Source organism: Sphingobium sp. MI1205 (genome assembly GCF_001563285.1).
Lineage (GTDB): Bacteria > Pseudomonadota > Alphaproteobacteria > Sphingomonadales > Sphingomonadaceae > Sphingobium.
Map to the genome: position 1 here is coordinate 1,751,744 of NZ_CP005188.1, position 24,474 is coordinate 1,776,217.

Genomic DNA, 24,474 nt, shown 5'->3' on the forward strand with positions numbered 1-24,474 from the left:
ATGATGTTTTCAAAATCTGAAGTCCGGCTAACGGCTCGGAAACCATAAAATAGCGCATGGCACCTTCGCGCAAAGAGCCAGCGCACAACAATATCCAAGTTGGGGGTTGTTGTTGATGAAAATCCCGCGATTTCTGTCATGCTCCTCTGCAACTAAGAAGGAGGTGAGAGCATGGGGAGCGGTAACGAGCCGGGCAACGACGAATTAAAAGAACAAGCGCTGGAAATGATGGAGCAGTCCTTGGCGATCCTATACGCCTTGCAGGAACCCGCTGCTGCCGATCTCCACGATGTGATTGAGAGGGTCATGGGGTCGTCGGGCAAGATGGGGGAAGAAGGCGAGGTATGGGATTCTGTTTTTACCGATCTACCGCACCTGACCATGCGGGCCTTGTTCCTTCATCGCAATGACGGCTTTACCGTTGGCCAGATCGCACGCCGCCTCCGCATCAGCGAGGCCGACGCGGCGGAGCGCCTCGACCACGCTGTGCGCTATGTTCGCGCGCCTGCATCACCAAGAATATAGCCAGCGCTGGCGGAAAGACATTGCCCGGCCATTCCGCCAAAATCCATGTCGAACCGTAAGCCTTCAATGTACCTGCTGGTCCCAAACGCGAGCGGCTCCCTCTCCCATCACCTCCACCCTTTCCTCGCTGCTCCCGCACTTCACCTAACCACCACCCTTCCGCGCTGCTCGCCGCAAACAGGCTGACCTGCAGGCGTCGGAGGGGCGCCTGACCTATCCCGGCAGCAATTGCTTCTCCAACGCGGCAACAAGCTCCTGCCTCTTGCCAGGGTCCAACCGGTCCAGGTTACGTTGCTTCCACAAAACCGCGGGCAGTCGCCTCGCCTCATCAATGCCCGCAAGCGCCCAGTCCGGTTCACCACGCTTGAAGCCGACAAGGAATTGCCGATGAGTGTCAGGCATCCCGGCAACCATGCACGCGATGATGTCTTCACGCGCTGATTCCAGTTCCGCCAGAGTGATCGGCTGGTGAGTCATTCCGACGAAACCGCGCTCGAACTCCTCGGCGAGCGGTTTACGGGCGGGAGCGAGAACCTCGGCCATCGGGCGATTATGGCTGGCGAGGTAGACGAGAAATGCACGTCGCAAATCGTCTGTGACGCCTTCGTTCGCCAGCAAGTCGCGGACGTCGAAGAGGTCGCGAGGGTGCTGCCGGTCGAGCGCCGCCACGATTTTTCCCGCATAGAGATCGGCGAAGGACACCACCTGAATCTCAGCAAAACCAAAGGCGTCCTCGACTGCGGGAACGACACCCATAACGACGGGATCATAGACCGTCCCGCGCAACACTGGCGTGACCTCGATCTTGATCTGCACATCATCCGCACGAACGATGAGCTTGGTGACGATTTTTTCGTCAGCGGAACGCGACGCATGAATCCTGGCTCCGACCAGTCCTTCCTCGATGCGTTCCTTGATCCGCAGCATCGCCGCATCGATCGTGGCGAGCGAGGTCGCGCGGTCCTCGATCGGCAGATAGGTGAGGTCGATGTCCACCGAAAGTCGCGGCAGGTCACGCACGAACAGATTGATCGCTGTTCCGCCTTTCAGCGCGAAGATATCCTCCTTCGCGACGTGAGGCATAACACGCAGAAGAAGAGCGACCTGTCTCCGGTAGCCGTCGAGAAACGCCATACAGCTATTCTCCCGCCAGGTCGGAGGGCACGGTGATGTTGTAGCGCCGGTCGAGCTTCCCTCCTTTGACCAGGACGCGTTTGCCCGATCCGAGATCCAGGCGGGAAACATCGAGCTTCGAACGCCAGGCATGGCCATGGCGATCCGCGAAGAAGAGGAAGAGACGCTTCACTTTTACGCTCGCGCACGCCTCAAGAAGTGTCTGAAGGCGACGTGGGCTGAGGTCGCTCATTCCTTCCATCAGCATGTCGACCTGATGGAAGCTCTCATGGGGAAGCTCATCGAGCAGTTCGAGAACGGCGCGTTCCTTGCTCGAACAGCGGATCGGCAAGGTCGTGCCGGCGGTGCTGGACATCCGGGGCGCAGGCTCGGGAGGAATCTCGCCGTCGACTGGAAACAGCCGGAGGCTGTTATGCCAGCGGAACGAGACATCGAGTGGCAGGCTGTCGAGCCATGTCGGCGGCCGGCTTGGCCCATAGAGATGGACTTCGCGCACCGTTATGGAGAGATAATGAGCGTAGCCCTGCTGTTCGAGCGCTGTGCGCCCGCCAACTGTCAAAGGCAGGTCCAACAGGGATTGCAGTGAGATAACGGCCTGTTCCCAGGTGAGCGGTCCACGCGAGCGGCGATAGACGCGCCGGGTCGGGCTATCGAGCCATCCCGCGCGAACATATTGGCTCCGCAGCGATGATGAGTAACCATGGGCTTCCATCCATGCCGCGTCGACCAGCAGGCTCTCTGGGAGATCCCGTTGCAGCCGGTTTAATTTTCCTAATGTTTGCGAAGCCATGCTATGCATTTTGACAGATTGGGAAACTACTGTCGAGTTTATTAATTTCGAAATTAGCTAAGCCTTGCTTGGCATTATCAGAGCTCGGCAAACTGGATCGTGCGACCGTAGGTCAATACACTTATCCGCCCTAGGCATGGCGGTTCGCGGGCCAATTGACGGGATGCGCAACACGGCGACACCGACAGGACTGTCAAGGACTGCGCCGTTTCGCCCTGTGGCGCGGGCGGCGGGGTCCAGCCTCAATGATCCCTTGGTCGTTTCGAAGGATCTGCGCGTCGATGAGCGCCCTGGCGACAAGCTCTGAGCGCTTGTAGACGCCGTAACGCTGCTTTGCGTGGGAGACGAAATAGCGCACCGAGGTCTCGCTCAGACCGAGTATCTGGCTGATCTCCCAATCGCTCTTGCCGACGGCGACCAATGCCGTGCATTGAGCTTCGCGGCGCGTGAGCCTGGGTACGTCATGTCCGCGCGAGGCATGATGTAGTCTGAGGCCCGCCTTGAACCCGAAGGCAGCGACGATGTGGAGCGTCGTCAGTAGCGATGGCGAAGCCATGATCGGCTCCGCGCGTGCGAAAGTGCAAGACGCATGGGATTCGCTCGGTATGTGGAGCGGCACGGTGACACCGTGGACGAGACCATGCAGCCGCGCTTCTTCGAACAGGGCTGATTGTGTGCCTGTGAGATCGACATAACCGGGAATCTCGTCCCAGCTGAACGGGCGGTCCAGCAACTGGCTCACCTCATAGACTGGATCGATGACGTACGCGTGGCTCTCGGTGTAGAAACGCACGAACTCCGCCGGATAGTTGGTAATAACCAGCGCCCGTTCGACCAAGCGTGGGAGGCCGCCATGTTGGATCATCGCGACATAGGGGAAGCCCATTTTCGTGGCGGCATCAGCTAAGGCGGCGAGCAGCGCTTCCATTGAAGAAGCGACATTGAAGCGTGAGAGTGTCTCACGCAGTCTGGCATTGACATACATGGCATCCTCCTTGGGTTGTGTTGGCCGTGCACCGGCAAACGTGCCAGAAGAAGCCGTTGTGATACCTATGGGAGATAGGGGGCATTCACAGCCGTCAGCCAGCGCTATGGCTGACGCGTGAGGCTGCTAGGGCAATCGTGGATTCGCTGTTTCGAAAACCTGGCTCAGGATCCGTGACACCGCCGCCGGTATTATTCTCCTGCGAAACCTGCGCGGAACCGTTCGGCAATCGTTAGTCTGAAGCATCGTTACGATGCCCCACGCAATTTGGTGTTCTGACATTCGACTGCCTCCTCACGCCATCGTGCCGATGGTTCGCCGGAACCTCGCCAACGCAATGGCGAAGAAGATCGCGCCGATAGCAATGATAGCCAGGAACTGGGGCCAGACCACGTCAAAGCCCGCGCCCCGGTAAAGGATGGCCTGCGCCATCTTCACGAAATGGGTGGTGGGCGCGGCCAACATGACCGTCTGGACGAACTCAGGCATGCTTTCGCGCGGCGTCGAACCGCCGGACAACATCTGCAACGGCAGCAGCACCAGCATCAGCAACAAGCCGAACTGCGGCATGGAGCGCGCGATCGTCCCCATGAAGATGCCGATGGAGGTCGTGGCGAACAGGTGCAGCCCCGCTCCGGCGAGGAACAGCGCGATCGACCCTTCGACGGGAACGGACAGTACCCCTTCCACCATCGCGAAAAGCGCGAAAGCGCAGGCGACCAGGACAACGAGCCCCATGGCCCAGACCTTGCTGGCCATGATCTCGAATGGCGTCACCGGCATCACCAGCAAATGTTCGATCGTGCCGTGCTCGCGCTCGCGGATCAGGGCCGCGCCCGTCAGCACGATCGACAGCATGGTGACGCTGTTGATGATTTCCATGACCGCGCCGAACCAGCTTTGCGCCAGCGTAGGATTGAACCGCACGCGCAGCGCCAGCTCGACCGGGACCGGCGTGCTCGCACGCGTGCCTTTCATGAATTCGGCAACTTCGCCCTGCACGATCTGCTGGATGTAGCCGCCGCCCGTGAAAGCCTGGCTCATCCGCGTAGCGTCAACGTTGAGCTGCAAGCCGGGTTGGCGTCCCGCAAGTACGTCTCGCTGAAAATCGGGCGGGATGTCGAGAGCGAACGTATAGCGCCCGGCATCCAGCCCCTTGTCCACTTCGTTCAGTCCCACGATCGAAGGGGGCGTGAAGTGCGGCGGATAAAAGGCGCCGGTTATCCGGCTGGAAAGCTGCGACTGGTCTTCATCGACGATCGCGATAGGCGCCTTGTGCAGCGTTTCCGGCATGGCGGTTGCCGCGACGTAGATCCCCACCGAGAACGAATAGAGGATCAGGAACAGCATCATCGGATCGCGCCACAGGCTGCGCAGTTCCTTGATGCCGAGCCGGTAGATGTTGGCCGCGTGGCGCATATCAGCTCTCCTGCTTGCGCAGCAACGCGACACACAGCGCCAGGATGACGGGAAACGTCGCGAACAGCACGAGAAGGTCGGGCCAGAGGTCGGCGAACCCCAGCCCCTTGGAAAAGACGCCGCGGCAGATGGTGACGAACCAGGTCGCGGGATATATCGATCCGATCACCGCGCCCGCCCCCTCGAGCGAGGACACCGGGTTGATCAGGCCGGAAAACTGCACGGCGGGCAGGATCGTGCCGATGGCGGTGGCGAACATCGCGGCAATCTGGCTGCGCATGAAGATGGAGAACAGCAGGCCGATGGCCGTCGCCGACAGCGTATAGAAGAGAGCGCCCAGCGTCATCGCGAGGAAACTGCCCGTCAACGGCACGCCGAACATCGTGACGGCGAGGAACACCAGCAGGACATAGTTCAGCATGGCGAGCGCGACATAGGGAAGCTGCTTGCCCAGCAGGAATTCCACCTTGCTGATCGGCGTCACGTAGAAATTGACGATGGATCCCAGCTCCTTTTCCCGCACCACGCTCAAAGCCGTCAGCATCGCCGGGAACAAGAGCAGCATCATCGGAATCACGGCCGGCGCGATGGCCACAAGGCTTTTCACGTCCGGATTGTAACGATAGCGCAGCTCGATATTGACGAGACCCATCGATGGCCGCGCACCTGTTTCCTGCACGGCCATTTCACTGAGCCAGTGGGCATGCAGGGCCTGGACATAGCCTTGCACGGTCTCAGCCCGCTGCGGCATGGCGCCATCGACCCATACACCGATCTGCACCGGCACGCCCCGGCGCAGGTCGCGCGCGAAATTGGGCGGAATCTCCAGGGCCACGCTCAGTTCGCCCGAGCGCATCCGCCGGTCCAACTGGCTATAGTCGGTGATCGGCGGCCGTTCGATGAAATAGCGCGATCCGGCCAGGTTGAGGACGTAGTTCTCGCTGGTGGTCGTGCCGTCGCGGTCCAGCACGGCGAACGGCAAGTCCTCCACGTCCATGCTGATGCCATAGCCCATGATGAACATCAGGATGACGCTGCCGAGCAGAGCCAGAGTGGCGCGGATGGGATCACGGCGCAATTCCAGCCCTTCGCGCCGGGCATAGCTCATCATCCGGCGCCGCATGAACCATGGGGAGCGGGCCGGTGCAGCCGAAATGTCCTGATCGGCCGCGGCAGGCGCGCCCGCAGGAACCGGATCGTCCCTCTTTTCTGTCGGCGTCTCGCCGCTCGCATCCTGAAGATAGGCGATGAACGCTTCTTCCAGGTCCGCCGCGCCGCGGTTCTCGACAATGGCGGCGGGAGTGTCGCTGACCAGCACCTTGCCCGCATGCATCAGCGATATGCGGTCGCACCGCTCCGCTTCGTTCATGAAGTGCGTGGAAATGAAGATCGTCACCTTGTCGCGCCGGGACAGGTCGATCATCATCTGCCAGAACTGGTCCCGCGCGATCGGATCGACGCCGGACGTCGGTTCATCGAGGATCAGCATTTCCGGCTTGTGGATCATGGCGACGGCTAGGCTGAGCCGCTGGCGCTGGCCCAGCGGCAAGGCGCCGGGCAACGCATCCATGATGCCATCCAGGCCGAACCGCCGCGCCATTTCCCTCACGCGGGCCGGCACGTCTTCGGCGGGAACATGGAAGAGCTGGGCATGCAGCTCGAGGTTCTGCCGGACCGTCAGTTCCGAGTAGAGCGAGAAGGCCTGGCTCATATAGCCGACGCGCCGGCGCGTCGCCATGTCGTCATTCTCGACCTCGCGGCCGAACAGCCAGGCCTGGCCTTCGCTGGCTTTCAGCAGGCCGGTCAGCATCTTCATGGTGGTTGACTTGCCGCAGCCGTTGGAGCCGAGGAATCCAAAGATCTCGCCGCGCTCGATGCGAAAATCGACATGATCGACTGCCGTGAAATCGCCGAAACGCATGGTGAGCCCCTGCGCCTCGATGGCGATCTCGGCCTCGCCGCCGTCGCTGCGCGGCGGAATTTCCACCGGCTTGTGCCCGCGGCGGCGCTCCTCGGGAAGCATCGAGATAAACGCCTGTTCCAGCGACTGTTCGCCGGTGCGTGCATAGAAGTCGGCTGCGGTGCCGGTGGCCAGCACCTTTCCCGCGTCCATCGCGATCAGCCAGTCGAAGCGTTCGGCCTCTTCCATATAGGCCGTGGCGACCAGCACGCTCATGTGCGGGCGGTTCGCGCGGATGCGGTCGATCAGATCCCAGAATTGCGCGCGCGACATGGGATCGACGCCGGTTGTCGGCTCATCCAGCAGCAGGAAATCGGGATCGTGGATGAGCGCGCAGCACAAGCCGAGCTTCTGCTTCATGCCGCCCGAAAGCTTGCCCGCCGGGCGCTTGCGGAACGGCGCGAGGCCCGTGCTTTCGGTGAGGTCGGCAATGCGGCGCTCGCGTTCGGCCGCGTCCTGCCCGAACAACCGCCCGAAGAATTCGAGATTTTCGTCGATGGAGAGCGTAGGATAGAGGTTCTTGCCCAGCCCCTGCGGCATATAGGCGATGCGCGGACACACGGCGTTGCGGTGGCGGGCCTCGGCCATGTCGCCGCCCAGCACCTCGACCCGGCCCTCCTGGATGGCTCGCGCGCCCGCGATCAGGGAAAACAGGCTGGACTTGCCGACGCCGTCCGGGCCGATCATCGCCACCATGCGCCCGGCGGGGATTTCAAGATTCACATCATCGAGCGCCAGCACCTTGCCGTAATGCAGGCTCACGCCCGAAACGCGGGCGACAGCTTCCGTCATTGCGGCACGTTGACGGTCAGTTTCGCGGGCCATTCGGATTTCGGATCGATCCGCACATAGGCCATGCCCGGAAGGCCGGTCTTGACCTGGGTGATATAGCGATCGAGCAACTTGCGATCGATCTGCGCCTTCACGCGGAACATCAGTTTCTGGCGCTCGCTTTGCGTCTCCACCGTCTTGGGCGTGAACTGGGCCACATCGGCAACGAAGCTGACTTTCGCAGGGATCGCACGATCCGGAAGCGCATCGAGCACGATGCGTACATCGCTGCCCAGCGCCACCTTGCCCGCGACCGTTTCCGGCAGGAAGAAGGTCATGTAGACGTCGCCCAGATTGACCAGGTTGAGCACGCGCCCGCCGCCACCCACGACTTCGCCCGGCTGGGCGACGCGATATTGCACGCGGCCGGCCGTCGGCGCCTTGAGGTCGCTGTCGCGGATATCGGCCTCGATCCGCTGGATGGTGGCGCGCACGGCATCGACCTGCGAACGCGCGCCGATCACCTGGTTGCGCGCCGTCGTGATCGCCGCGTCGACGGCCGCGAGTTGGGCGCGAGCGGCCTCCACTGCCGCCGCCGCGCCTTCGACGCGGGCCTGATCGTCATCCCGTTCCTGCACGGCGGTCGCACCTTCTCGCGCCAGCGTTTCCGATCGCGCCAGCCGCTTGCGCGCCGCGTTCAGCTCCGCCTCACGCTGGCGGACGCCGGCGAGAGCCGCCGCCCGGTTGCTCTGCTGCTGCGCGACCTGGCTGGTCGCGATCTGGATGCCGTTCAGCGCCTGCGCCAGTTGCGCTTCGGCTTCGGCCCTCTGGGCACTCAGCACGTCCGTATCCATATGGGCGACGACTTGCCCCGCCTGCACGAACGCGCCTTCGTCGACCAGGATTTCGCGGATGCGGCCGGGCGATTTGGCGGAAACGTCGATTTCAACCGCTTCGATCCGGCCGTTACCGCCGACGATGCCTTCGGGCAAATCGCCGGGCTTGAGCACCTGCCAAAGGAGCAGAGCTACAACGACGAGCGCCGCCGCGATGCCGCCCCTGATGAGCCATGTCTTCCGGGACGCCGTCATCACCTGTGTTCTCCGCCTTGATCGTTGCTGTCGTGGACGACTTCGGCGGGACCCCCGCCAAGCGCCGCGTAGAGGGCTATGCCGCTCGCCAGATGAGCGCGGCGCAACTGGATCAGCGCCTGTTCGGTGTCGAAAAGGTCGCGTTGCGCGTCCAGCACTTCCAGATAGGCCGAACGCCCGTTGTCGAACCGCAACCCGGCCAGCCGAGCCCGTTCGCGCAAGGCGTCCAGCGAGCTGCGCGCGGTGTCGATCCGCAACGCCAGTTGCCGGCGCCGGACCAGCGCGTCGGAAACATCACGAAACGCGCCCTGCACGGTCTTTTCATAGCTGGCCACGGCTTCGACCTGCCGCGCTTTCGCCAGATCGAGGTTGCCGGAAAGGCGGCCCGCATTGAACAGCGGCAGGGCGATCGTCGGGGTGAAGCTCCACGCGCGGCTCCCGTCGCCGAACAGCCCGTCGAGATCGGAACTCGCCGTGCCGAAGGCACCCGTCAGGCTGATATTGGGAAAGAACGCCGCCCGCGCCGCGCCGATATCGGCGTTGGCCGCCCGCAATTGATATTCCGCCGCCACGATATCAGGCCGGTTGACCAGAAGGTCGGAGGGCAAGCCCGGCGGAAGGGCGATATCCGGTCCGGTTTCGGCAAGACCGAGGGGCCCAGGCACGATCTCCACGGGCCGCCCGACCAGCAGCGCCAGCGCGTTGCGGTTCACGTCGCGGTCCTGCTCAAGCGCTTGCAGCGCATCCTGCGCCTGCGCCAGCAGCAACTGCGCCTGGGTCATTTCCAGTTTGGAACCTGAACCAACTTCATAGCGGCGACGCATGATCCGCAGCGAGTCCTCGCGCGTGACGATCGTCCGCCGGGCAAGCGCGAGGCGTTCCTCATATTCGCGCTCCAGCAGATAGCCATTGGCGACCTGCGCGATCAGGCCGGTGGCAACGGCGCGCTTCGCCTCTTCCGTCGCCAGATAACGATTGCGCGCGGCGTCGTTCAGGTTGCGCAGACGGCCCCAGAAATCGATTTCCCAGCTCGCGCTCACCTGCGCGGTGACCTGCTTGATGTCATAGCTCTGCGTGCCTGCGCCCGGCAGGCTGATGATGGAACGACCCCGCGTGCCGGTGCCGACGGCGTTGAGTTCGGGATAGAGCGCCGATCCCTCGATACGCCAGGCCGCGCGCGCCTGATCGACGCGGGCCGCGGCGATACGGATATCGCGGTTGTTCTCCAGCGCGGCCGCGATCAGCGCACGCAGATGCTCTTCCCGGAAGAAATCATGCCAACCGATCCGCGCGATGGACGCGCCCAGCGCGGCTGGCGCGGGATAGTCCTGCGGCACCGGCTGGGCCGGCCGGACATTGGGCGGCGCGAAGGAACAGCCGGACAGGAAAGATGGCACGATCATCGCCGCCATGACGGCCCGGAACCCGCATAAACGGCCAGTAATATGAGCGCGGCGAGCCATCTAGTCCGGTTCCATTCTGGTTCAAACAGGCGGTACGCCTATGGGCAAGCACCTCTCCGGACTATTAGTATCTACACTTAGTGGTTTTGATATTGCCCGGTATCACTTGCCGATCAAGCGCGAAAGCTGGAATGAAGCAGCGATGGGCCGCGAGCGATTCATGAAAGATGACGGCGCCGCATCGGGAACCGGCTCGCGTCTGCCTGCCCGCGATCCCAGGGGAGGAAGGCCGCCACAGGAGGTCGCAGCCCGGCTTGGACATCATATCCTCGAGACGGCGCTTGCCCAATTCATCGCCGGCGGCGTCGAGGGTACGAGTATGGAAGCTATCGCCGCCGCCGCACAGACATCGAAGCGAACGCTCTATTCCCGCTTCGGCTCAAAGCTCGCCCTGCTCGTCGCCGCCATGGAACACGGCCTTGCCCGCTATCTCGATCCGATCGCGGCATCGGTCCCTCGAGGAAGCACCCGCAAAAAAATCGCCTATATCGCTCGCAGGATGCTCGACCTGTCGCTTCAAGGCGATGTCGTGGGCATCGAAGCGCTCATCATCTGGCTGGCAAACCACAATCCGGGCATGATGCGGGCACAGCCCGCGATCGGCACCCAGTTCGGCATCGATCTGATGCAGACGATCCTTGCCGAGGCGAGCGAACCGAACAGCGAGGAAGCAGGCGATCTTCCGTTCCTCGCTGCTTTTCTCTTCGACGCGCTGGTCACCGTGCCGCGCCAGCGCATCCTGCAGCGCCATGATCTGCACAACACCACCCGGACAAAGGCTGCCTATATCGAGCGAGCGCTCGACCTCATGGCAAAGGCCATTCCGTTCCTGAACGAAGGGCGCGGTAACCGCCTCACATCCTGAAGCCCTCGCCAAGATAGCGATGCCGGACTTCGGGGTTGTCGAGTACCGCTTCTGGGCCGCCCTCGAACAGCATCCTGCCCTGATCGATGATATAGGCCCGCTCGACCAGTTCGAGCATCTCATGCACATTGTGGTCGGTCAGAAGGATCGCCACGCCTTCTCGCTTGAGCTTTCGCACCATCGCCTTGACGTCGGCGATCGACATGGGATCGATGCCCGCGAACGGTTCATCGAGCAGGATGACCGAGGGCGCTGCCGCCATGGCCCTGGCGATCTCGCAGCGCCTGCGTTCCCCGCCGGACAACCGCTGTGCGGGAACGTCGCGAATGTGGGCGATATTGAACTCGGCAAGAAGTTCATCGAGCCGCGCGGCAGCTACATCGCGATCGGCGATATGCAGTTCGAGCACGGCCGCGATATTCTCCGCAGCCGTCATGCCGCGGAAGATCGATCCTTCCTGGGGAAGATAGCCGAGGCCCAGCTTCGCTCTTCGATCCATGGGAAGCGCGGTGACATCCTGACCGCCAATCTCGATCCTGCCGGCATCCACGCTCATCAGGCCGGCAATCGCATAGAAGCAGAGCGTCTTGCCGGCCCCGTTTGGCCCCAGAAGCCCCACGATTTCGCCTGCCCGCACTTCGAGCGCGACATCGTCAAGCACCTTCCGCTTGCCAAAGGACTTCTCGATCCCGGCGATCGAAAGAACCGTCGGCGCGCGCTCGACTGCGACCGGTCCGATTGACGCGGGCGCAAGCGGCTCGCTCTCCGAACGCGCGGCCGGCGATACGAGTTGGGCATCATGCCCGAGATTTCCGCCAAGGTCCCTCAAAAGCCGGGTCAGTACGCGTCTCCATCCCGGCCGGCCAGCACCAGCGCAACCGCTGCCATCATGGCGATCTCGCGGATCATCCATTCTCCTTCAATTTCCCGCAAAATTGCCCGGGATGACGACCGCCGTACACTGTATCTCCAGGCAATGCATCGCCATCGTGAACTATACCTAGTGGCTTTACGCTCAATGATTGAGGCTCCTTTTTCTCCAGCAGGCCATGGCCGAATATCCCCGCGCCCGCGGTTGCGACTGGCCGTCAGACAGCCGTCCGGTCGCAACCAAGCTCCGTGCGGCTTGCATTCTATCTTACCTATGCAGTACCGTTCGGCATAAGAAGAACCGGGAGGGGCGGCCCAAACATCTGCTGTGGAATCCTGTCGGAGAGACGAGGCACCTTCCAGCGGAACTCGGAGTATATAGTCATGGCCACGTCCCCTCCGCCTTCCGACGATCCGCTGGACGGAATCAGCGAAACGCTCGACCGCACGGCATCGGCGGCCATCGCGCAGACGACTTTCGGCCTTTCGCCGGCCACGCTCCTGCTTGCCATGGCCGATTGGGGGATTCATCTCGCCACGTCGCCGGGCAAACAAATGCAGCTTGGCGCCAAGGCCATCCGCAAGCATGCCCGGCTTTTCGACTATCTGCAGCGCCGCATGGAAGACAGCGAGGCCGAACCGGCCATCGAACCATTGCCGCAGGACCGGCGCTTCGCCGATCCCGCCTGGAAAGAATTACCTTTCAATCTCGTCGCTCAGGCCTTCCTGCTCAACCAGCAATGGTGGCACGCCGCGACGACAGGCATTGGCGGTGTCTCGAAACATCATGAAGACATGGTGGAATTCGCCGCACGGCAGATGCTGGACATGCTCGCGCCGACCAACTTTCTCGCCACCAATCCCGTTCTCCAACACAAGATCGCGGAAACAGGTGGCCAATGCCTGGTCGACGGCTTCCGGCACCTGGTCGAGGACATGCAGCACATGGCGCGCGGCCTGCCGCCGGTCGGCGCCGAAGCCTTTCGCGTGGGCGAAAACGTCGCCACTGCCAAAGGCAAGGTCGTCTACCGCAACAAGCTGATCGAACTGATCCAGTATGAACCGACCACGGACACCGTGCGGCCCGAGCCAATCCTGATCGTGCCCGCGTGGATCATGAAATACTATATTCTCGACCTGTCGCCCGAGAACTCGCTGGTCCGCTGGCTGACGGCGCAAGGCTTCACCGTGTTCATGATTTCGTGGCACAATCCCGGCAGTGCCGACCGTGACCTCGACATGGACGCCTACCGGCACCTCGGACCGATGGCGGCGCTCGATGCGGTGACGGCGATCACCGGCGCGACGGGCATCCATGCCATGGGCTATTGCCTTGGCGGCACGCTGCTTTCCATCGCGGCCGCGGCCATGGCGCGCGACGGAGATGACAGGCTCGCCAGCGTCACACTGCTGGCCGCACAGACGGAATTCAGCGAGCCGGGGGAATTGGGCCTGTTTATCGACGAAGGCCAGCTCAACCTGCTGGAGAACATGATGTGGAGCCGGGGCTATCTGGACAGCAGCCAGATGGGCGGCGCCTTCCAGGTCTTGCGTTCCAACGACCTGGTCTGGTCGCGTGTGCTCGCCACCTACCTGATGGGCGAGCGCGAACCGATGAACGACCTCATGGCCTGGAACGCCGACGGCACACGGATGCCCTATGCCATGCACAGCCAGTATCTGCGCCGCCTGTTCCTCGACGACGACCTGGCCGAAGGAAAATACCGGGTGGATGGGCGAACCATCAACCTTGCCTCCATCCGCAAACCGCTGTTCGTGGTCGGAACCGAGCGCGATCATGTCGCGCCGTGGCATTCCGTCCACAAGATCCACCTGCTGACCGGGGCCGAGATCACTTTCGTCCTGACCAGCGGCGGGCACAATGCCGGCATCGTTTCGGAACCGGGCCACAAGGGCCGCCGCTACCGCGTGTTGACCCGCGAGGTCGACGGCACCTCCTACGATCCCGAAGAATGGGCAAGCCGCGCCGAGCAAAAGCAAGGCTCATGGTGGACGGCGTGGGGAGAATGGCTGGCCGCGCGTTCGGGAGAACCTGGTGCGCCGCCGCCCATGGGCGCAGCGGACAAGGGCTATGCGGCGATCGCCGATGCTCCCGGCCATTATGTGCTGGAGCATTGAGCAATGACTGACGGAACCATGATCGAGAACCGCACCTTCGACGAGATAAAAGTGGGCGATACCGCCAGTATCTCGCGCACGCTGACCGAAGAGGACATCCAGCTTTTCGCGCTCGTGTCCGGCGACGTGAACCCGGCGCATATGGACGCCGACTATGCCGCGACCGACATGTTCCGCCGCGTCATCGCGCACGGACTATGGGGCGGCGGTCTCATCTCCGCCGTGCTGGGCACCGAACTGCCCGGCCCCGGCGCGATCTATCTCAGCCAGTCGCTGCAGTTCACGCGGCCGGTAGGCCTTGGCGACACGATCACGGCGTCGGTGACGGTGGCGGAAAAACGCGCGCACCATGATATCCTGTTCGATTGCCGCTGCGTCAACCAGGACGGCGAGGAAGTCATCAGCGGCCAGGCCGAAGTCAAGGCGCCGGCCGAGAAGGTCCGCCGCCCCCGTGCGGCGCTGCCGGAGGTCAGCCTGCGCGACCATGACGGCTACCGCAAGCTGATCGAGATGACCGCCAATGGCGTGCCGGAACCGACGGCGGTGGCTCATCCCTGCAGCGCGGCCGCCATGCTGGCCGCGATTGAAGCCGCCGAAGCCAATCTCATCATGCCGATCCTGGTCGGGCCGGAAGCGAAGATCCGCAAGGCGGCCGAAGACGCCGGCAAGGACATTTCGCCTTTCCGCATCGTATCCGCCGCCCATAGCCACGAAGCGGCGGCAAAGGCCGTGGACCTGGTGCGCGGCGGCGAAGCGAAGCTGTTGATGAAAGGCTCGCTCCATACCGACGAACTGATGGGCGCCATCGTGCGCTCCGCCACGGGCCTGCGGACCGAACGGCGGATCAGCCATGCCTATATCATGGACGTGCCGGGCCATCCGACGCCGCTCATCATCACGGATGCCGCGATCAACATCGCCCCGACGCTCGATGAAAAGGCGGACATCATCCGCAACGCCATCGACCTTGCCCATGTCATCGGCATCGAGAAGCCGAAAGTGGCGATCCTTTCCGCCGTGGAGACGGTCAATCCCGCGATGCAATCCACGCTGGACGCTGCCGCCCTGTGCAAGATGGCGGATCGCGGGCAGATCACGGGCGGCATTCTGGACGGGCCCCTGGCTTTCGACAACGCGATCAGCGAAGCCGCCGCCAAGGAGAAAGGCATCGTCTCGCTGGTGGCGGGCAAGGCCGAAATCCTCGTCGTGCCCAACCTGGAAGCGGGCAATATGCTGGCCAAGCAGTTGACGTTCCTGGGCGGCGCGGACGCGGCGGGCATCGTGATGGGCGCGCGCGTGCCGATCATCCTCACCAGCCGGGCCGACAGCCTGCGCACCCGCCTCGCCTCCTGCGCGGTCGCGGTGCTGATGGCGCGCGCCGCCACCAAGGCCGCGCCCGGCCTGCCGGGAGCGGCGAGCGCATGAAAGCCGTCGTCGCCATCAACTCCGGTTCGTCCAGCATCAAGTTCTCGCTGTTCACGCTCGATGGCCGGGACGGGCTGACGCTCTCGGCAGGCGGCAAGATCGAGAAGATCGGCATCGCGCCCAGCCTGCGGGCCCGCTCCGCGACGGGGGAAACGCTCATCGAGCGGGACTGGCCGGACGGCGCCGCGCTCAGCCATGCCGACCTGCTTATGGACCTCTTCGCCTGGGCAGGAGACCATCCGCTGGAAGGGCGGGACGTGATCGCCATCGGCCATCGCGTGGTGCATGGCGGCCTGGACTTCGTCACGCCCCGCCTGGTCGATGCCGACCTGCTGGACAGGCTGGAAACGCTGTGCCCCCTCGCCCCGCTGCATCAGCCGCACAACCTCGCGGCGATCCGCGCGATCGCGAAGCTGAAACCCGACCTGCCGCAGGTCGCCTGCTTCGATACGGCCTTCCACCACGACAAGCCGGACGTCGCCTCGCGCCTGGCCATCCCGCGCAAGTTCCACGATCAGGGCATCCGCCGCTACGGCTTTCACGGCCTGTCCTATGAATATGTCGCAATGCGTCTCGCGGAGATCGACCCGGCGCTGGCCGCGGGCCGCGTGGTCGCGGCGCACCTGGGCAACGGGGCCAGCCTCTGCGCCATGCGGGACTGCAGGAGCGTCGATACGACCATGGGCTTCACTGCGCTCGACGGCCTGGTGATGGGCACGCGCTGCGGCACTATCGATCCCGGCGTGATCCTGCACTTTCAGCTCCGCATGGGCATGAGCGCGGCCGATGTGGAGGACATGCTTTACCGGCAGTCCGGCCTGCTCGGCGTGTCCGGCCTGTCGAGCGACATGCGGGCGCTCGCGGCCAGCGATGCGCCGGAAGCGGAAGAAGCCATGGCGCTGTTCGCCTGGCGCGCCGCGCGCGAGACGGCCGCGCTCGCCTCGTCGATGGGCGGGCTGGACGGCATCGTCTTCACCGCCGGGATCGGAGAGAACGACGCCGCGATGCGCCAGCGTATCTGCGCACGCCTCGCATGGCTGGGCGTGGAACTCGACGAACAGGCGAACGCTGCCGGCGCCCCGCTTGTCAGCACGCCCGGCAGCCATGTCGCGGTGCGCGTCATTCCCACCGACGAGGAACGGATGATCGCGCTCCACACCTTGCACGTGCTGGGGGAGAATCCATCATGAGGCGCGCGATAAGCCTTGCCACCATCGCGCTTGCCGTCCCTGCCGCGGCTCATGCCGCATCGCCCGTCGAAATCCTGATCAGCGATGCCGGGCAGGAGGACGAAACCGGCGCTGTCCTAGTCGATCTGCGCCTGCTCAATGACAGCGGCGATCCGCAGGGCATGGCCCTTCCGGACCGCATCGAAGCGCAGGTGGAGCAGAGCGGCGTCTCTCGCACCGCCTGGCTGGAGCGCATGGCGACGACGCCTCCAAACCCGATCATTCCACCTGGCGGTTTCACGCGCGCGACCTACCGGCTTGCGCGGAGGACCAATCTGTCGCTGGAAGGCGCCGCGATCTCCGTTCCCGCATGGGGCACGCGGCAGATCACGCTGGCATTGCGGCCCGCGGACCGAGGGGCGCAAATAGCCACGAACACCTCCGCGCAATCCGGGCCTCCCAACGCGCCGGGGTTGGAAAACAAGGCTGTGCCGCCTCCCTCGGACCGGTCGGCGGGCAACGCCTTTTTCGCCAACCTGTCGGCCTATGAACCGATCTATGCTGTCTATGGTCCGGGCACCGACAGCGCCGCACGCATCCAGATCAGCTTCAAATATCAGATTTTCGGAACGAGACGCGCCCAGGGCTTGCCACTTTCCTGGCGCGACGGACTGCATTTTGCCTATACCCAGCGCATGTTCTGGGATCTTGGCGCGGATTCCTCGCCGTTTCGTAACATCGACTATCAGCCGGAACTCTTCTACCTGACCCCTTCAGCTACGTTGACACGCGGCATCTCGCTGAGCGCACAGGGCGGCTTTCGCCATGAATCCAACGGTCGCTCCGGTCTCGATTCCCGCAGCCTCAACACGCTCTATGTGGCGCCGATGGCCGCCTTCCCGCTCGGCGGCGGCTATCGCCTGTCGGTAGCTCCGCGCTTCTCCCTCCTTGTCGGCGACAAATCCGACAATCCCGATATCCGCCGCTACAGAGGCAATAGCTCGCTCTTCCTGGAAGTCGGGAAAGATGACGGCCTACGCCTTACGACATCCACGCGGTTCAGCGTCTCCAGCGGCAAAGGCGCACTCGCCGCCGATTTTTCCTATCCGCTCTCGCGGCTATTGGGCGGGGGACCCGACTTCTATCTCTTCGGCCAGAGCTTCATCGGCTATGGCGAGAATCTGCTCGACTATGATCGCCATACGACCCGTTTTCGTCTGGGCGTGGCACTGGTGCGTTGAAACCCGCCTTCATGCACATCACGCACTTGAGCGACGCCTCCTGCGACATCAGCGCTTCCTGCTCGACTTGAGGTTGCACTCTGGCAATAGTCGACACGCTCACAGCAAAAGTTCCGAGTCACCAAGAAGGAGCCCTTCACATGCCGTCACAATCGAGGCGCTATTCCAGCCCCTATGGTATGGCCGACCCGGCATTGGAGACCAGTTGGGGCTGGGTCCTGGCTTATGGGCTGCTCGTGATCCTGATCGGCGTTTTTGCGCTCCTCAACCCAATCGCGACGGGCTTCGCGACAGGTGTTTTCCTTGCCGTGGCGCTCCTCATATACGGAATACTGGCTATCGCGGCCGGGTTGTCCTCGCTCTCCCGGCGCGCACGCTGGATCGAGATCCTCCTCGGCGTGCTGAGCCTCGTCGCGGCCGCCATCACTTTCTTCAATCCCTTCGCCGGGGCCTTGACGCTCGTCGCGCTGATCGGCGCCTGGTTGCTCATCATCGGCGTTTTCGAAATCGTCGGCGCATTCCAGTCTGCGCATGACCGGGGCTGGCGCCTGCTACTCGGCGTTCTCGACACTGTTCTGGGCGGTCTCCTCCTGTTCAGCGATCCCGCGACCGGACTTGCCTTCCTGGCATTGGCGGTCGGCCTGAGCTTCCTGCTGCGAGGAACCTTCCTCATCATCCTCGCCATGGGTCTGCGCCGCATCGGTAAGCTATAGACTTAGTGCGGCAAGGGTGCCCTGCCCCGAACAACAAAGGAAACGCCAGGATGATCGGAGGATACAAACCGCTTTCGGTCTTGCTCATCCTGGCGGCAACGGTCGGAAATGCTCCGGCATCGAGCATTTCCGGGACTATCTGGCGCAACCCTGCAAACAGTGTGCATATCCGCGCGCAACCGTGCGACGACAGGATGTGCGGTGTCGTCGTCTGGGCTAACGACAAGGCGAAAGCCGATGCGCGCAAGGGCAGCCCGGATCCTCTGGTGGGCGCACAGCTGTTTCGTGATTTCGAGCAGGAGCAGCCCGGCGTGTGGCGCGGCCGCGTTTTCGTGCCCGATATCGGCCGGACCTTCACCGGGCGCGTCACGGTACTCGACAGCAACAGGCTCGAGGCGAACGGCTGCCTCGTCGGGCGCATCGGGTGCCGGTCGCAGATCTGGACGCGCGTCGAGAAGTAGACGCATGGATTGACAGGCTGAAAGACACCTCTCCCATCCGGCTCGCTGACCCTGCGCAAATGCGATAACGCCGAAGGCGAAATGACCGCGTGCCTGATTCTCTTCCTGATCGTCCTTGGTATCAACCTGTTGCCCGCGTTCGGTCCCCCGACATGGTCGATCATCGTTCTCTATGGCCTGACGACCGATCTGCCTGTCGCCTTGATCGTGTTCATTGGCGCGCTCGCGGCCGCTCTTGGACGTTTGCTGCTTGCCTGGGGCTTTCGATTTCTCAAGGACTATTTGCCCGCGAAACAAAAGCGCAACCTCGAAGCAGCGAAAAAAGTCGTCGAGGACCGACCGAAAAGCGCGATTTTCGGGCTCGCGTTGTTCGCGCTCTCTCCGCTTCCCTCGGCGCAACTGTTCGAAGCGGCCGGCCTTGCGGGTATCAGGCTGGGGAAGTTCACAGCAGCGTTTTTCGTCGGGCGTCTCGTCTCCTATTCGATCTATGCCGCGACAGCAGGCGTGATCCGCAAATCGAGCCTGGGTGACGTCTTTACCGAGCGCCTCACCAGTCCGTGGGGCATCGCGATGCAGATCGGCATGATCATCCTGCTTGCTGCGCTCGCCCAGATCGACTGGAGCAGATTTCTGCGCTCCGACAACGATCCGCGCTCAAGCGCATGATCTCAAGGAAACAGGTCCCCGTCGCAGACGGTCCATTCGTCGGCAACACGCAAAATTGAAGACGGCGCCGAAAGCCTGCTTGGGTCAAAGCTGCGATTCCAGCGGCAGAAGGCCAATGGCCTGTGCGGTTAGTCTGCGCCAGAACGAGGCTTCCGGTTCCCGGTCGTATCGGACGGGCACGCCGTTCCGGCTCCCGGCCCATGCCACGTCGCCATCCGACGTCAGACAGACCTCATAGCTGCGGGAGGGCGCGGTATCGCGCTGCCAGATGGCAGCCATCTTCCGGGCCAGGGCCTCGGACTCGAAGAGGACGCCCATTTCCGTGTTGAGGGAAGCCGAACGAGGATCCAGGTTCATCGAGCCGATGAACCCCATATGCCCGTCGGCAGTGAAAGCCTTGGTGTGCAGGCTTGCCCGGCTCGATCCTCGCAGGGAAAAGTCCCGCTCCTGATGCTCGGGGCGCAATTCCCAGAGCTTGATCCCTGCCTCGAGCAGCGGAACACGGTAGCGCGCATAACCGCCATGGACCGCGGCGACATCGGTTGCCGCAAGAGAATTGGTCAGGACCGAGACCGAAACCCCCTTTGCCGCAATCGCGGCGAGCGCCGCCGTGCCTTCCTCGCCGGGGATGAAATAGGGCGAAGTGATTTCAAGCCTTTCCCGCGCCGCATCGAAGACCGGCAGCAGGTCGTGCATCAGCCAGTTCTTGCCCTCCTTGCCCAGCACCTTGCGCGGCGGATCGGCGATCACGCGGGCGGCGCGAGTCCAGTCGGGCCGCGTGGTCTCGGGATCGAGAAGCGAGAGCCGTTTGGCGATGCGCTCCAGATAGGGGCGCGCGGCAGCCTCATTGGCAGCGTTGCTCAATTCGGCGGCGATCCGCGTCAGCGCCGCGCCAGGATCTTTCAAGGGCGAAAGCCTATCGACCGGCAACGCCAGGCCGCTGTTCCAGTAATCGTCGAAGATCTTCTCCGTCTGGGCGACGGCTGGCCCCATCACCAGCACGTCCATGTCGCGGAAATTGGTTTGCGTCGCGGCATCGAAATAGGCGTCGCCGATATTGCGCCCGCCAAGGATGGCAACGCGGCCATCAGCGATCCAGGCCTTGTTGTGCATGCGCCGGGTCACGCTGAAGGCGCGCAGCATCATTTCGATGCCGCGCCGCAAGCCGCCCTGCCGCGCCCGGGTCGGGTTGAAGATACGGATCTCGATATGCGGATGATGCGCCATGGCGATCATCGCATCAGATGTATGGCTGGTGCCGATGTCGTCGATCAGGATCCGCACCCTGACGCCGCGATCGGCCGCGGACAGGGCCTCGGCCAGAAGAAGGCGGCCGGTCAGATCGTCGTGCCAGATGTAATACATCAGATCGAGCGAGCGCTCGACCTTGCGCGCCGACAATCCACGTGCCGCGAAGGCGTCGAGATTCTCGTCCAGCAAAAGCAGGCCGCTCTCACCGGGGTGCGCATCCGTCGTGGCGCCGATACGCTGATCGAGCGGCGTCCGGCCGCGTTCGATCGACAGTGCGTAGGAAGGCTCCCCCTGCGCGCGACTGGCGAACAGGCCGTAGACCCAAGTCGCGAGCATCGACGCCGCGACGAAGCCCAGGCAGGCAAGGATGACGATCCGGATCAGACGGCAGCATCCGCCTGCGGCTGCTGGCGCACGAGCAGGACATCGCAATCGAGACGGCTGAGCAGCGCCCGCGCCGTGCTGCCGAGCACCGCCACCGTCAGGGCCGATCGACCGTGCGTTCCGATCACGGCCAGGTCGGTTTCGCTCAGCTTCACATGATTGCGGACAACCTCGCAAACCTCGCCATAGTCGACATTGATATCCAGCCTGTCGCGTGCGTCGGCGGGCAGATCGGTCCTGTCCAGAAAGGCATCCAGATCATAGGCTATCCTGGCCTGCAGCGCAGCTGCCGGCCCTTCCCGGCCCCGAAGTGCCTCCAGCGGCACGTGATAGGCGTGAACGAGAGTGATCTCGGCAGCGGGGAATGCGGCCATGGCCGTGCGAAGCGCCTGGGCCGAGCAGCCGGAGAAATCGGTTGCGACCAAGACCCGGCGATAGTGGTGCTGGGTCTTTTCCTTCACGATAAGCACCGGCGCATGAGCATGGCGTATCATGCGCTCCACGGTCGTGCCGATCAGGAAATCCCCGATATCGTCATGGCGCGAGATGCCGGTCACGATGAGATCCGCCCCGCATGCGGTTGACGCTTCCAGCACCGCCTGCGAGACGGCGCCGGTGGCGAGGCGTGTCTCGACCGGAATATCCGGGTCCGCCACCTCCGCCCGCAAGCGGGCATGAAGGCGACTCTCGGCGGCCTGCAGTCCGTCGAGCATGTCTGCGGGATCGGGATCCCTCTGAACGTGGAGAAGAACCAGATGTGCGCGCCACTCGCTCGCCAGCTGTATCGCGCGGTCGCGGGCTCGGTCGCAGCGACCGCTAAAATCGGTTGGAAACAGAATCGTTCGCGGGGTCATATCGACGCAACATATCAGCAGTGGTCCGCCAACCAAGGAACGTGTCGCCGTGTATTTGCAGGACGGACAGAAATGTTCTTCGGCAAGGATTCGCTGGCCGTCGCGAAGCAGACCGATATTATGGCCTGATCAGAAGAGGATGGATAAAATCACAACACCAGACATCATATTGCGAACCCCGACGCTCACTGCCGTGGCAACGGCCGGCGCATCCCACGCACCATCGACACGCTTCTCGCGCCGAACGCTTCTTGCCGGCACCATGACTGCCGCGCTCTGCCTGACCGCCGCTCCGATCCGCGCTATGGCGCTTGATCCAGGATCGATCGCGGCGAGCGTGGAAGCGTTACGGCCAGGAGAGTTCCTGTGGGCGCCCGAAGCGGCTCCCGATGGTCCGGTGGTCATCATCGTCAGCCTCGCCAGGCAGCGGGCCTATGTCTATCGCAACGGCGTCCTGATCGGCATCTCGACCGTTTCCACCGGCGCAGCCGGCCACGAAACGCCGACCGGGGTTTTCACCATCCTCCAAAAGAAAGTCGCGCACAGATCGAACCTCTACAATGACGCGCCGATGCCCTACATGCAGCGCCTCACCTGGGACGGGATTGCCATGCACGCCGGCAATCTTCCGGGCTATCCCGCCTCGCACGGATGCATCCGGTTTCCCCTGACGTTCGCCGAGCACCTCTATGATGTCACGCAGCTTGGCCTGACGGTCATCATCACGCAGGCAAGCGAGATTCCGCGCTTTGCCCCAGCTCCCCGTATCCTGCAGGATACGGCCCGGCGCTCGTCGTTCGGGAATGCCTTTTTGACGGTCTGGCAGCCAGAGAAAGCACTCACAGGGCCGATCTCCATAATCGTCAGCGCGGCGGACCAGCGCGCCGTGGTGTTGCGAAACGGCATCGAAATCGGTTCGGCGCCTGTCGCCATCCGCGGCAAGATCTCCGGCCTTCAGGCCTTCAACCTCGCCTCCATCGACGAACACGGGACGCATTGGATGTTCCTCCCTGTATTTGGCGGTGCACAGACGGGGGAAGTCTCGCGGCAGGACCGGGAGCGGCTAATCCTTCCCGAGGACTTCAGACGGGGCCTGCTGTCGGTGCTCAAACCGGGAAGCACGCTGATCGTCACGGCCGATACCCTCGAAAGCGGGAGTACAGGCACATCCCTGACCGTGCTCACGGGCGAGGATGCCCAAGCGGATACAAACGAACGATGACGTTGCGCAATCCCGACTTCGCGTCCATCGCAGCGTCTTACCGCCTGATTCCAAACAGCCCCCTGCCATAATTGCGAAGACCGGCCTAATTACGACATACTCACCAGAGGATTTGACTTCGATGTCCCGATCATTGCGCGTTCCAGTTTCCCTTGCCGCCGCCATCCTGCTGGGGCTGTCCTCGGCGGCTCCGTCACTGGCTGAAACCGCGCCCGCTGCGCCGCCTTCGGCCGACGCCACGGCAATCGCGGTACCCGACGGATTTGAGTTGGCGCCGGACGGCACAACTCTTGTCCACGTGGCCAGCGGCCTGCGCTTCCCGGAGGAATTCGAGGGCTTTACCCGCCTCAGGGAACGGGCATTCGATCCGGGCGGCGAGTATATCGCCATCGGCTACGACCGGCCACTCGGCACCGGCGACGATCGCATCGTGGTGCGGATGGCGGTGGTCCATATCGACCAGATGTCGCCACGCGACCACTATATGATCATGCGTCAGGCTACGATGTCCCATTTTGCCGCGCCGACCATCGTGTCGGAAGGACCGGCGACGATCCCAACCAATCGCCGCCTCAAGGCCTATCGCGGAACTTTCACCGGCTATCGCGACGGCAAACCATGGCGTTCCAGCCTGACGACAGTCGACTATGGCTATTGGAGCGGACGCATGACGGCCGCCTATCCCGAAAGCGAAGCTGCCGAAGCTGAGAAATATCTTGGCGTGCTGCTGGCGGAAATCCGCGCGCAGCGCCCAAAGGCGCCGAAACGGTAGACTGGGGACGATGCCCGCGCGAAACCGCTCACTTTGACGGAGCAAGCAGCGAGAGGAGGCGCCGCCAATCTTGTTCGATCATCCGCCAGCGAAAAACGGCAAGCATGTGGGTCAGCAATCGGGAAAGATAATTCCTTTCCCGTGATCGGGCTACGATTTCGTGGACCTCCCTTTCGGTCCACGGCTTCCATTGTCCAGCGACGGCGATCATGTTCGAGCGGAAGGCCGTATCACTTCATCTCGCAATATACGCTCGGTTTCCGTTATCCGAATGGGGATTGCCGCAGTTATTGAGCGACGCAGT

The 24,474-nt window shown here is 63.2% G+C and carries 22 protein-coding genes; 11 read left to right on the forward strand and 11 right to left on the reverse strand.

Annotated elements, in window-relative coordinates; all coding sequences use genetic code 11:
• Positions 1–171 precede the first annotated feature (171 nt).
• Positions 172–525, forward strand: coding sequence for a hypothetical protein (locus tag K663_RS08370; protein ID WP_013846840.1), 354 nt, complete (start codon positions 172–174; stop codon positions 523–525).
• Positions 526–738: 213 nt separating this feature from the next.
• On the opposite strand, the gene K663_RS08375 is transcribed toward K663_RS08370, so the two are convergent.
• The 7 genes from K663_RS08375 to K663_RS08405 all read right to left on the reverse strand — a co-directional run bounded on the left by K663_RS08375 (position 739) and on the right by K663_RS08405 (position 10,138).
• The gene (locus K663_RS08375; RefSeq protein WP_235589565.1) at positions 739–1,770 is read right to left on the reverse strand and encodes a nucleotidyl transferase AbiEii/AbiGii toxin family protein; all 1,032 of its coding nucleotides are present in this window, start codon (positions 1,768–1,770) and stop codon (positions 739–741) included.
• Positions 1,664–2,449 carry a type IV toxin-antitoxin system AbiEi family antitoxin gene (locus K663_RS08380; protein WP_021690794.1) on the reverse strand — a complete coding sequence of 262 codons (786 nt, stop codon included), beginning with the start codon at positions 2,447–2,449 and terminating at the stop codon, positions 1,664–1,666. The genes K663_RS08375 and K663_RS08380 overlap by 107 nt, the downstream gene beginning before the upstream one ends.
• A gap of 193 nt (positions 2,450–2,642) precedes the next feature.
• Positions 2,643–3,434, reverse strand: a complete 792-nt coding sequence (locus tag K663_RS08385; RefSeq protein ID WP_013846843.1) for a helix-turn-helix transcriptional regulator — start codon at positions 3,432–3,434, stop codon at positions 2,643–2,645.
• Positions 3,435–3,728: 294 nt separating this feature from the next.
• Positions 3,729–4,853 carry an ABC transporter permease gene (locus K663_RS08390; RefSeq protein WP_030090407.1) on the reverse strand — a complete coding sequence of 375 codons (1,125 nt, stop codon included), beginning with the start codon at positions 4,851–4,853 and terminating at the stop codon, positions 3,729–3,731.
• A gap of 1 nt (position 4,854) precedes the next feature.
• The gene (gene rbbA / locus K663_RS08395; RefSeq protein ID WP_030090406.1) at positions 4,855–7,605 is read right to left on the reverse strand and encodes a ribosome-associated ATPase/putative transporter RbbA; all 2,751 of its coding nucleotides are present in this window, start codon (positions 7,603–7,605) and stop codon (positions 4,855–4,857) included.
• Positions 7,602–8,675 (reverse strand): HlyD family secretion protein, encoded by a 1,074-nt coding sequence (locus K663_RS08400; RefSeq protein WP_021246282.1) that lies wholly within the window; start codon positions 8,673–8,675, stop codon positions 7,602–7,604. The genes rbbA and K663_RS08400 overlap by 4 nt, the downstream gene beginning before the upstream one ends.
• Positions 8,675–10,138 carry an efflux transporter outer membrane subunit gene (locus K663_RS08405; protein ID WP_231746291.1) on the reverse strand — a complete coding sequence of 488 codons (1,464 nt, stop codon included), beginning with the start codon at positions 10,136–10,138 and terminating at the stop codon, positions 8,675–8,677. Before K663_RS08405 ends, K663_RS08400 begins: the two co-directional genes overlap by 1 nt.
• Positions 10,139–10,298: 160 nt before the next feature.
• On the opposite strand from K663_RS08405, the gene K663_RS08410 reads away from it, so the two are divergent.
• Positions 10,299–11,003, forward strand: coding sequence for a TetR/AcrR family transcriptional regulator (locus tag K663_RS08410; protein WP_081873244.1), 705 nt, complete (start codon positions 10,299–10,301; stop codon positions 11,001–11,003).
• On the opposite strand, the gene lptB is transcribed toward K663_RS08410, so the two are convergent.
• Positions 10,993–11,916, reverse strand: coding sequence for an LPS export ABC transporter ATP-binding protein (gene lptB / locus K663_RS08415; protein ID WP_062066091.1), 924 nt, complete (start codon positions 11,914–11,916; stop codon positions 10,993–10,995). The two genes, K663_RS08410 and lptB, sit on opposite strands and share 11 nt — an antisense overlap.
• A 341-nt stretch (positions 11,917–12,257) precedes the next feature.
• Here lptB and K663_RS08420 point away from each other — a divergent pair, with 341 nt between their 5' ends.
• The 7 genes from K663_RS08420 (at position 12,258) to K663_RS08450 (ending at position 19,687) form a co-directional block, all read left to right on the forward strand.
• Positions 12,258–14,012, forward strand: coding sequence for a PHA/PHB synthase family protein (locus K663_RS08420; protein ID WP_030090402.1), 1,755 nt, complete (start codon positions 12,258–12,260; stop codon positions 14,010–14,012).
• A 3-nt stretch (positions 14,013–14,015) separates the two neighbouring features.
• The gene (locus K663_RS08425) at positions 14,016–15,437 is read left to right on the forward strand and encodes a bifunctional enoyl-CoA hydratase/phosphate acetyltransferase (protein ID WP_030090401.1); all 1,422 of its coding nucleotides are present in this window, start codon (positions 14,016–14,018) and stop codon (positions 15,435–15,437) included.
• Positions 15,434–16,627, forward strand: coding sequence for an acetate/propionate family kinase (locus K663_RS08430; RefSeq protein ID WP_030090400.1), 1,194 nt, complete (start codon positions 15,434–15,436; stop codon positions 16,625–16,627). The genes K663_RS08425 and K663_RS08430 overlap by 4 nt, the downstream gene beginning before the upstream one ends.
• Positions 16,624–17,847, forward strand: a complete 1,224-nt coding sequence (locus K663_RS08435) for a phospholipase A (RefSeq protein ID WP_030090399.1) — start codon at positions 16,624–16,626, stop codon at positions 17,845–17,847. The genes K663_RS08430 and K663_RS08435 overlap by 4 nt, the downstream gene beginning before the upstream one ends.
• Before the next feature lie 140 nt (positions 17,848–17,987).
• Complete coding sequence (locus K663_RS08440) at positions 17,988–18,560, forward strand: HdeD family acid-resistance protein (protein WP_021246274.1); 573 nt, start codon at positions 17,988–17,990, stop codon at positions 18,558–18,560.
• 50 nt (positions 18,561–18,610) lie between these two features.
• Positions 18,611–19,021, forward strand: coding sequence for a DUF2147 domain-containing protein (locus K663_RS08445; protein ID WP_021246273.1), 411 nt, complete (start codon positions 18,611–18,613; stop codon positions 19,019–19,021).
• Positions 19,022–19,102: 81 nt separating this feature from the next.
• The gene (locus K663_RS08450; RefSeq protein ID WP_021246272.1) at positions 19,103–19,687 is read left to right on the forward strand and encodes a hypothetical protein; all 585 of its coding nucleotides are present in this window, start codon (positions 19,103–19,105) and stop codon (positions 19,685–19,687) included.
• An 84-nt stretch (positions 19,688–19,771) separates the two neighbouring features.
• Here the strand turns inward: K663_RS08450 and K663_RS08455 are convergent, their stop codons facing one another.
• Both K663_RS08455 and K663_RS08460 read right to left on the reverse strand, forming a co-directional pair.
• Positions 19,772–21,370: a phospholipase D family protein gene (locus K663_RS08455; protein ID WP_063619029.1), complete on the reverse strand. Its 1,599-nt coding sequence runs from the start codon at positions 21,368–21,370 to the stop codon at positions 19,772–19,774.
• Positions 21,319–22,176, reverse strand: a complete 858-nt coding sequence (locus K663_RS08460; protein ID WP_021690797.1) for a universal stress protein — start codon at positions 22,174–22,176, stop codon at positions 21,319–21,321. Before K663_RS08460 ends, K663_RS08455 begins: the two co-directional genes overlap by 52 nt.
• Positions 22,177–22,225: 49 nt before the next feature.
• Here K663_RS08460 and K663_RS08470 point away from each other — a divergent pair, with 49 nt between their 5' ends.
• Both K663_RS08470 and K663_RS08475 read left to right on the forward strand, forming a co-directional pair.
• Positions 22,226–23,398, forward strand: a complete 1,173-nt coding sequence (locus K663_RS08470) for a L,D-transpeptidase (protein WP_235589402.1) — start codon at positions 22,226–22,228, stop codon at positions 23,396–23,398.
• 121 nt (positions 23,399–23,519) lie between these two features.
• The gene (locus K663_RS08475; protein WP_051749579.1) at positions 23,520–24,170 is read left to right on the forward strand and encodes a hypothetical protein; all 651 of its coding nucleotides are present in this window, start codon (positions 23,520–23,522) and stop codon (positions 24,168–24,170) included.
• Positions 24,171–24,198: 28 nt separating this feature from the next.
• Here K663_RS08475 and K663_RS25240 read toward each other — a convergent pair whose 3' ends face one another.
• Complete coding sequence (locus K663_RS25240) at positions 24,199–24,381, reverse strand: hypothetical protein (protein ID WP_062066092.1); 183 nt, start codon at positions 24,379–24,381, stop codon at positions 24,199–24,201.
• Positions 24,382–24,474 lie beyond the last annotated feature (93 nt).

Excerpts from the sequence above, each read along its gene's own strand:
- K663_RS08445 (WP_021246273.1), top strand. The coding sequence starts at position 18,611 with ATGATCGGAGGATACAAACCGCTTTCGGTCTTGCTCATCCTGGCGGCA.
- rbbA (WP_030090406.1), bottom strand. The coding sequence starts at position 7,605 with ATGACGGAAGCTGTCGCCCGCGTTTCGGGCGTGAGCCTGCATTACGGC.
- K663_RS08425 (WP_030090401.1), top strand. The coding sequence starts at position 14,016 with ATGACTGACGGAACCATGATCGAGAACCGCACCTTCGACGAGATAAAA.
- K663_RS08400 (WP_021246282.1), bottom strand. The coding sequence starts at position 8,675 with ATGACGGCGTCCCGGAAGACATGGCTCATCAGGGGCGGCATCGCGGCG.
- K663_RS08440 (WP_021246274.1), top strand. The coding sequence starts at position 17,988 with ATGCCGTCACAATCGAGGCGCTATTCCAGCCCCTATGGTATGGCCGAC.
- K663_RS08475 (WP_051749579.1), top strand. The coding sequence starts at position 23,520 with ATGTCCCGATCATTGCGCGTTCCAGTTTCCCTTGCCGCCGCCATCCTG.
- K663_RS08375 (WP_235589565.1), bottom strand. The coding sequence starts at position 1,770 with ATGTTTCCCGCCTGGATCTCGGATCGGGCAAACGCGTCCTGGTCAAAG.
- K663_RS08405 (WP_231746291.1), bottom strand. The coding sequence starts at position 10,138 with ATGGCTCGCCGCGCTCATATTACTGGCCGTTTATGCGGGTTCCGGGCC.
- K663_RS08420 (WP_030090402.1), top strand. The coding sequence starts at position 12,258 with ATGGCCACGTCCCCTCCGCCTTCCGACGATCCGCTGGACGGAATCAGC.
- K663_RS08410 (WP_081873244.1), top strand. The coding sequence starts at position 10,299 with ATGAAAGATGACGGCGCCGCATCGGGAACCGGCTCGCGTCTGCCTGCC.
- K663_RS08435 (WP_030090399.1), top strand. The coding sequence starts at position 16,624 with ATGAGGCGCGCGATAAGCCTTGCCACCATCGCGCTTGCCGTCCCTGCC.
- K663_RS08450 (WP_021246272.1), top strand. The coding sequence starts at position 19,103 with ATGACCGCGTGCCTGATTCTCTTCCTGATCGTCCTTGGTATCAACCTG.
- K663_RS08370 (WP_013846840.1), top strand. The coding sequence starts at position 172 with ATGGGGAGCGGTAACGAGCCGGGCAACGACGAATTAAAAGAACAAGCG.
- K663_RS08380 (WP_021690794.1), bottom strand. The coding sequence starts at position 2,449 with ATGGCTTCGCAAACATTAGGAAAATTAAACCGGCTGCAACGGGATCTC.
- K663_RS08390 (WP_030090407.1), bottom strand. The coding sequence starts at position 4,853 with ATGCGCCACGCGGCCAACATCTACCGGCTCGGCATCAAGGAACTGCGC.
- K663_RS08430 (WP_030090400.1), top strand. The coding sequence starts at position 15,434 with ATGAAAGCCGTCGTCGCCATCAACTCCGGTTCGTCCAGCATCAAGTTC.
- K663_RS08385 (WP_013846843.1), bottom strand. The coding sequence starts at position 3,434 with ATGTATGTCAATGCCAGACTGCGTGAGACACTCTCACGCTTCAATGTC.
- lptB (WP_062066091.1), bottom strand. The coding sequence starts at position 11,916 with ATGGATGATCCGCGAGATCGCCATGATGGCAGCGGTTGCGCTGGTGCT.
- K663_RS08460 (WP_021690797.1), bottom strand. The coding sequence starts at position 22,176 with ATGACCCCGCGAACGATTCTGTTTCCAACCGATTTTAGCGGTCGCTGC.
- K663_RS25240 (WP_062066092.1), bottom strand. The coding sequence starts at position 24,381 with ATGATCGCCGTCGCTGGACAATGGAAGCCGTGGACCGAAAGGGAGGTC.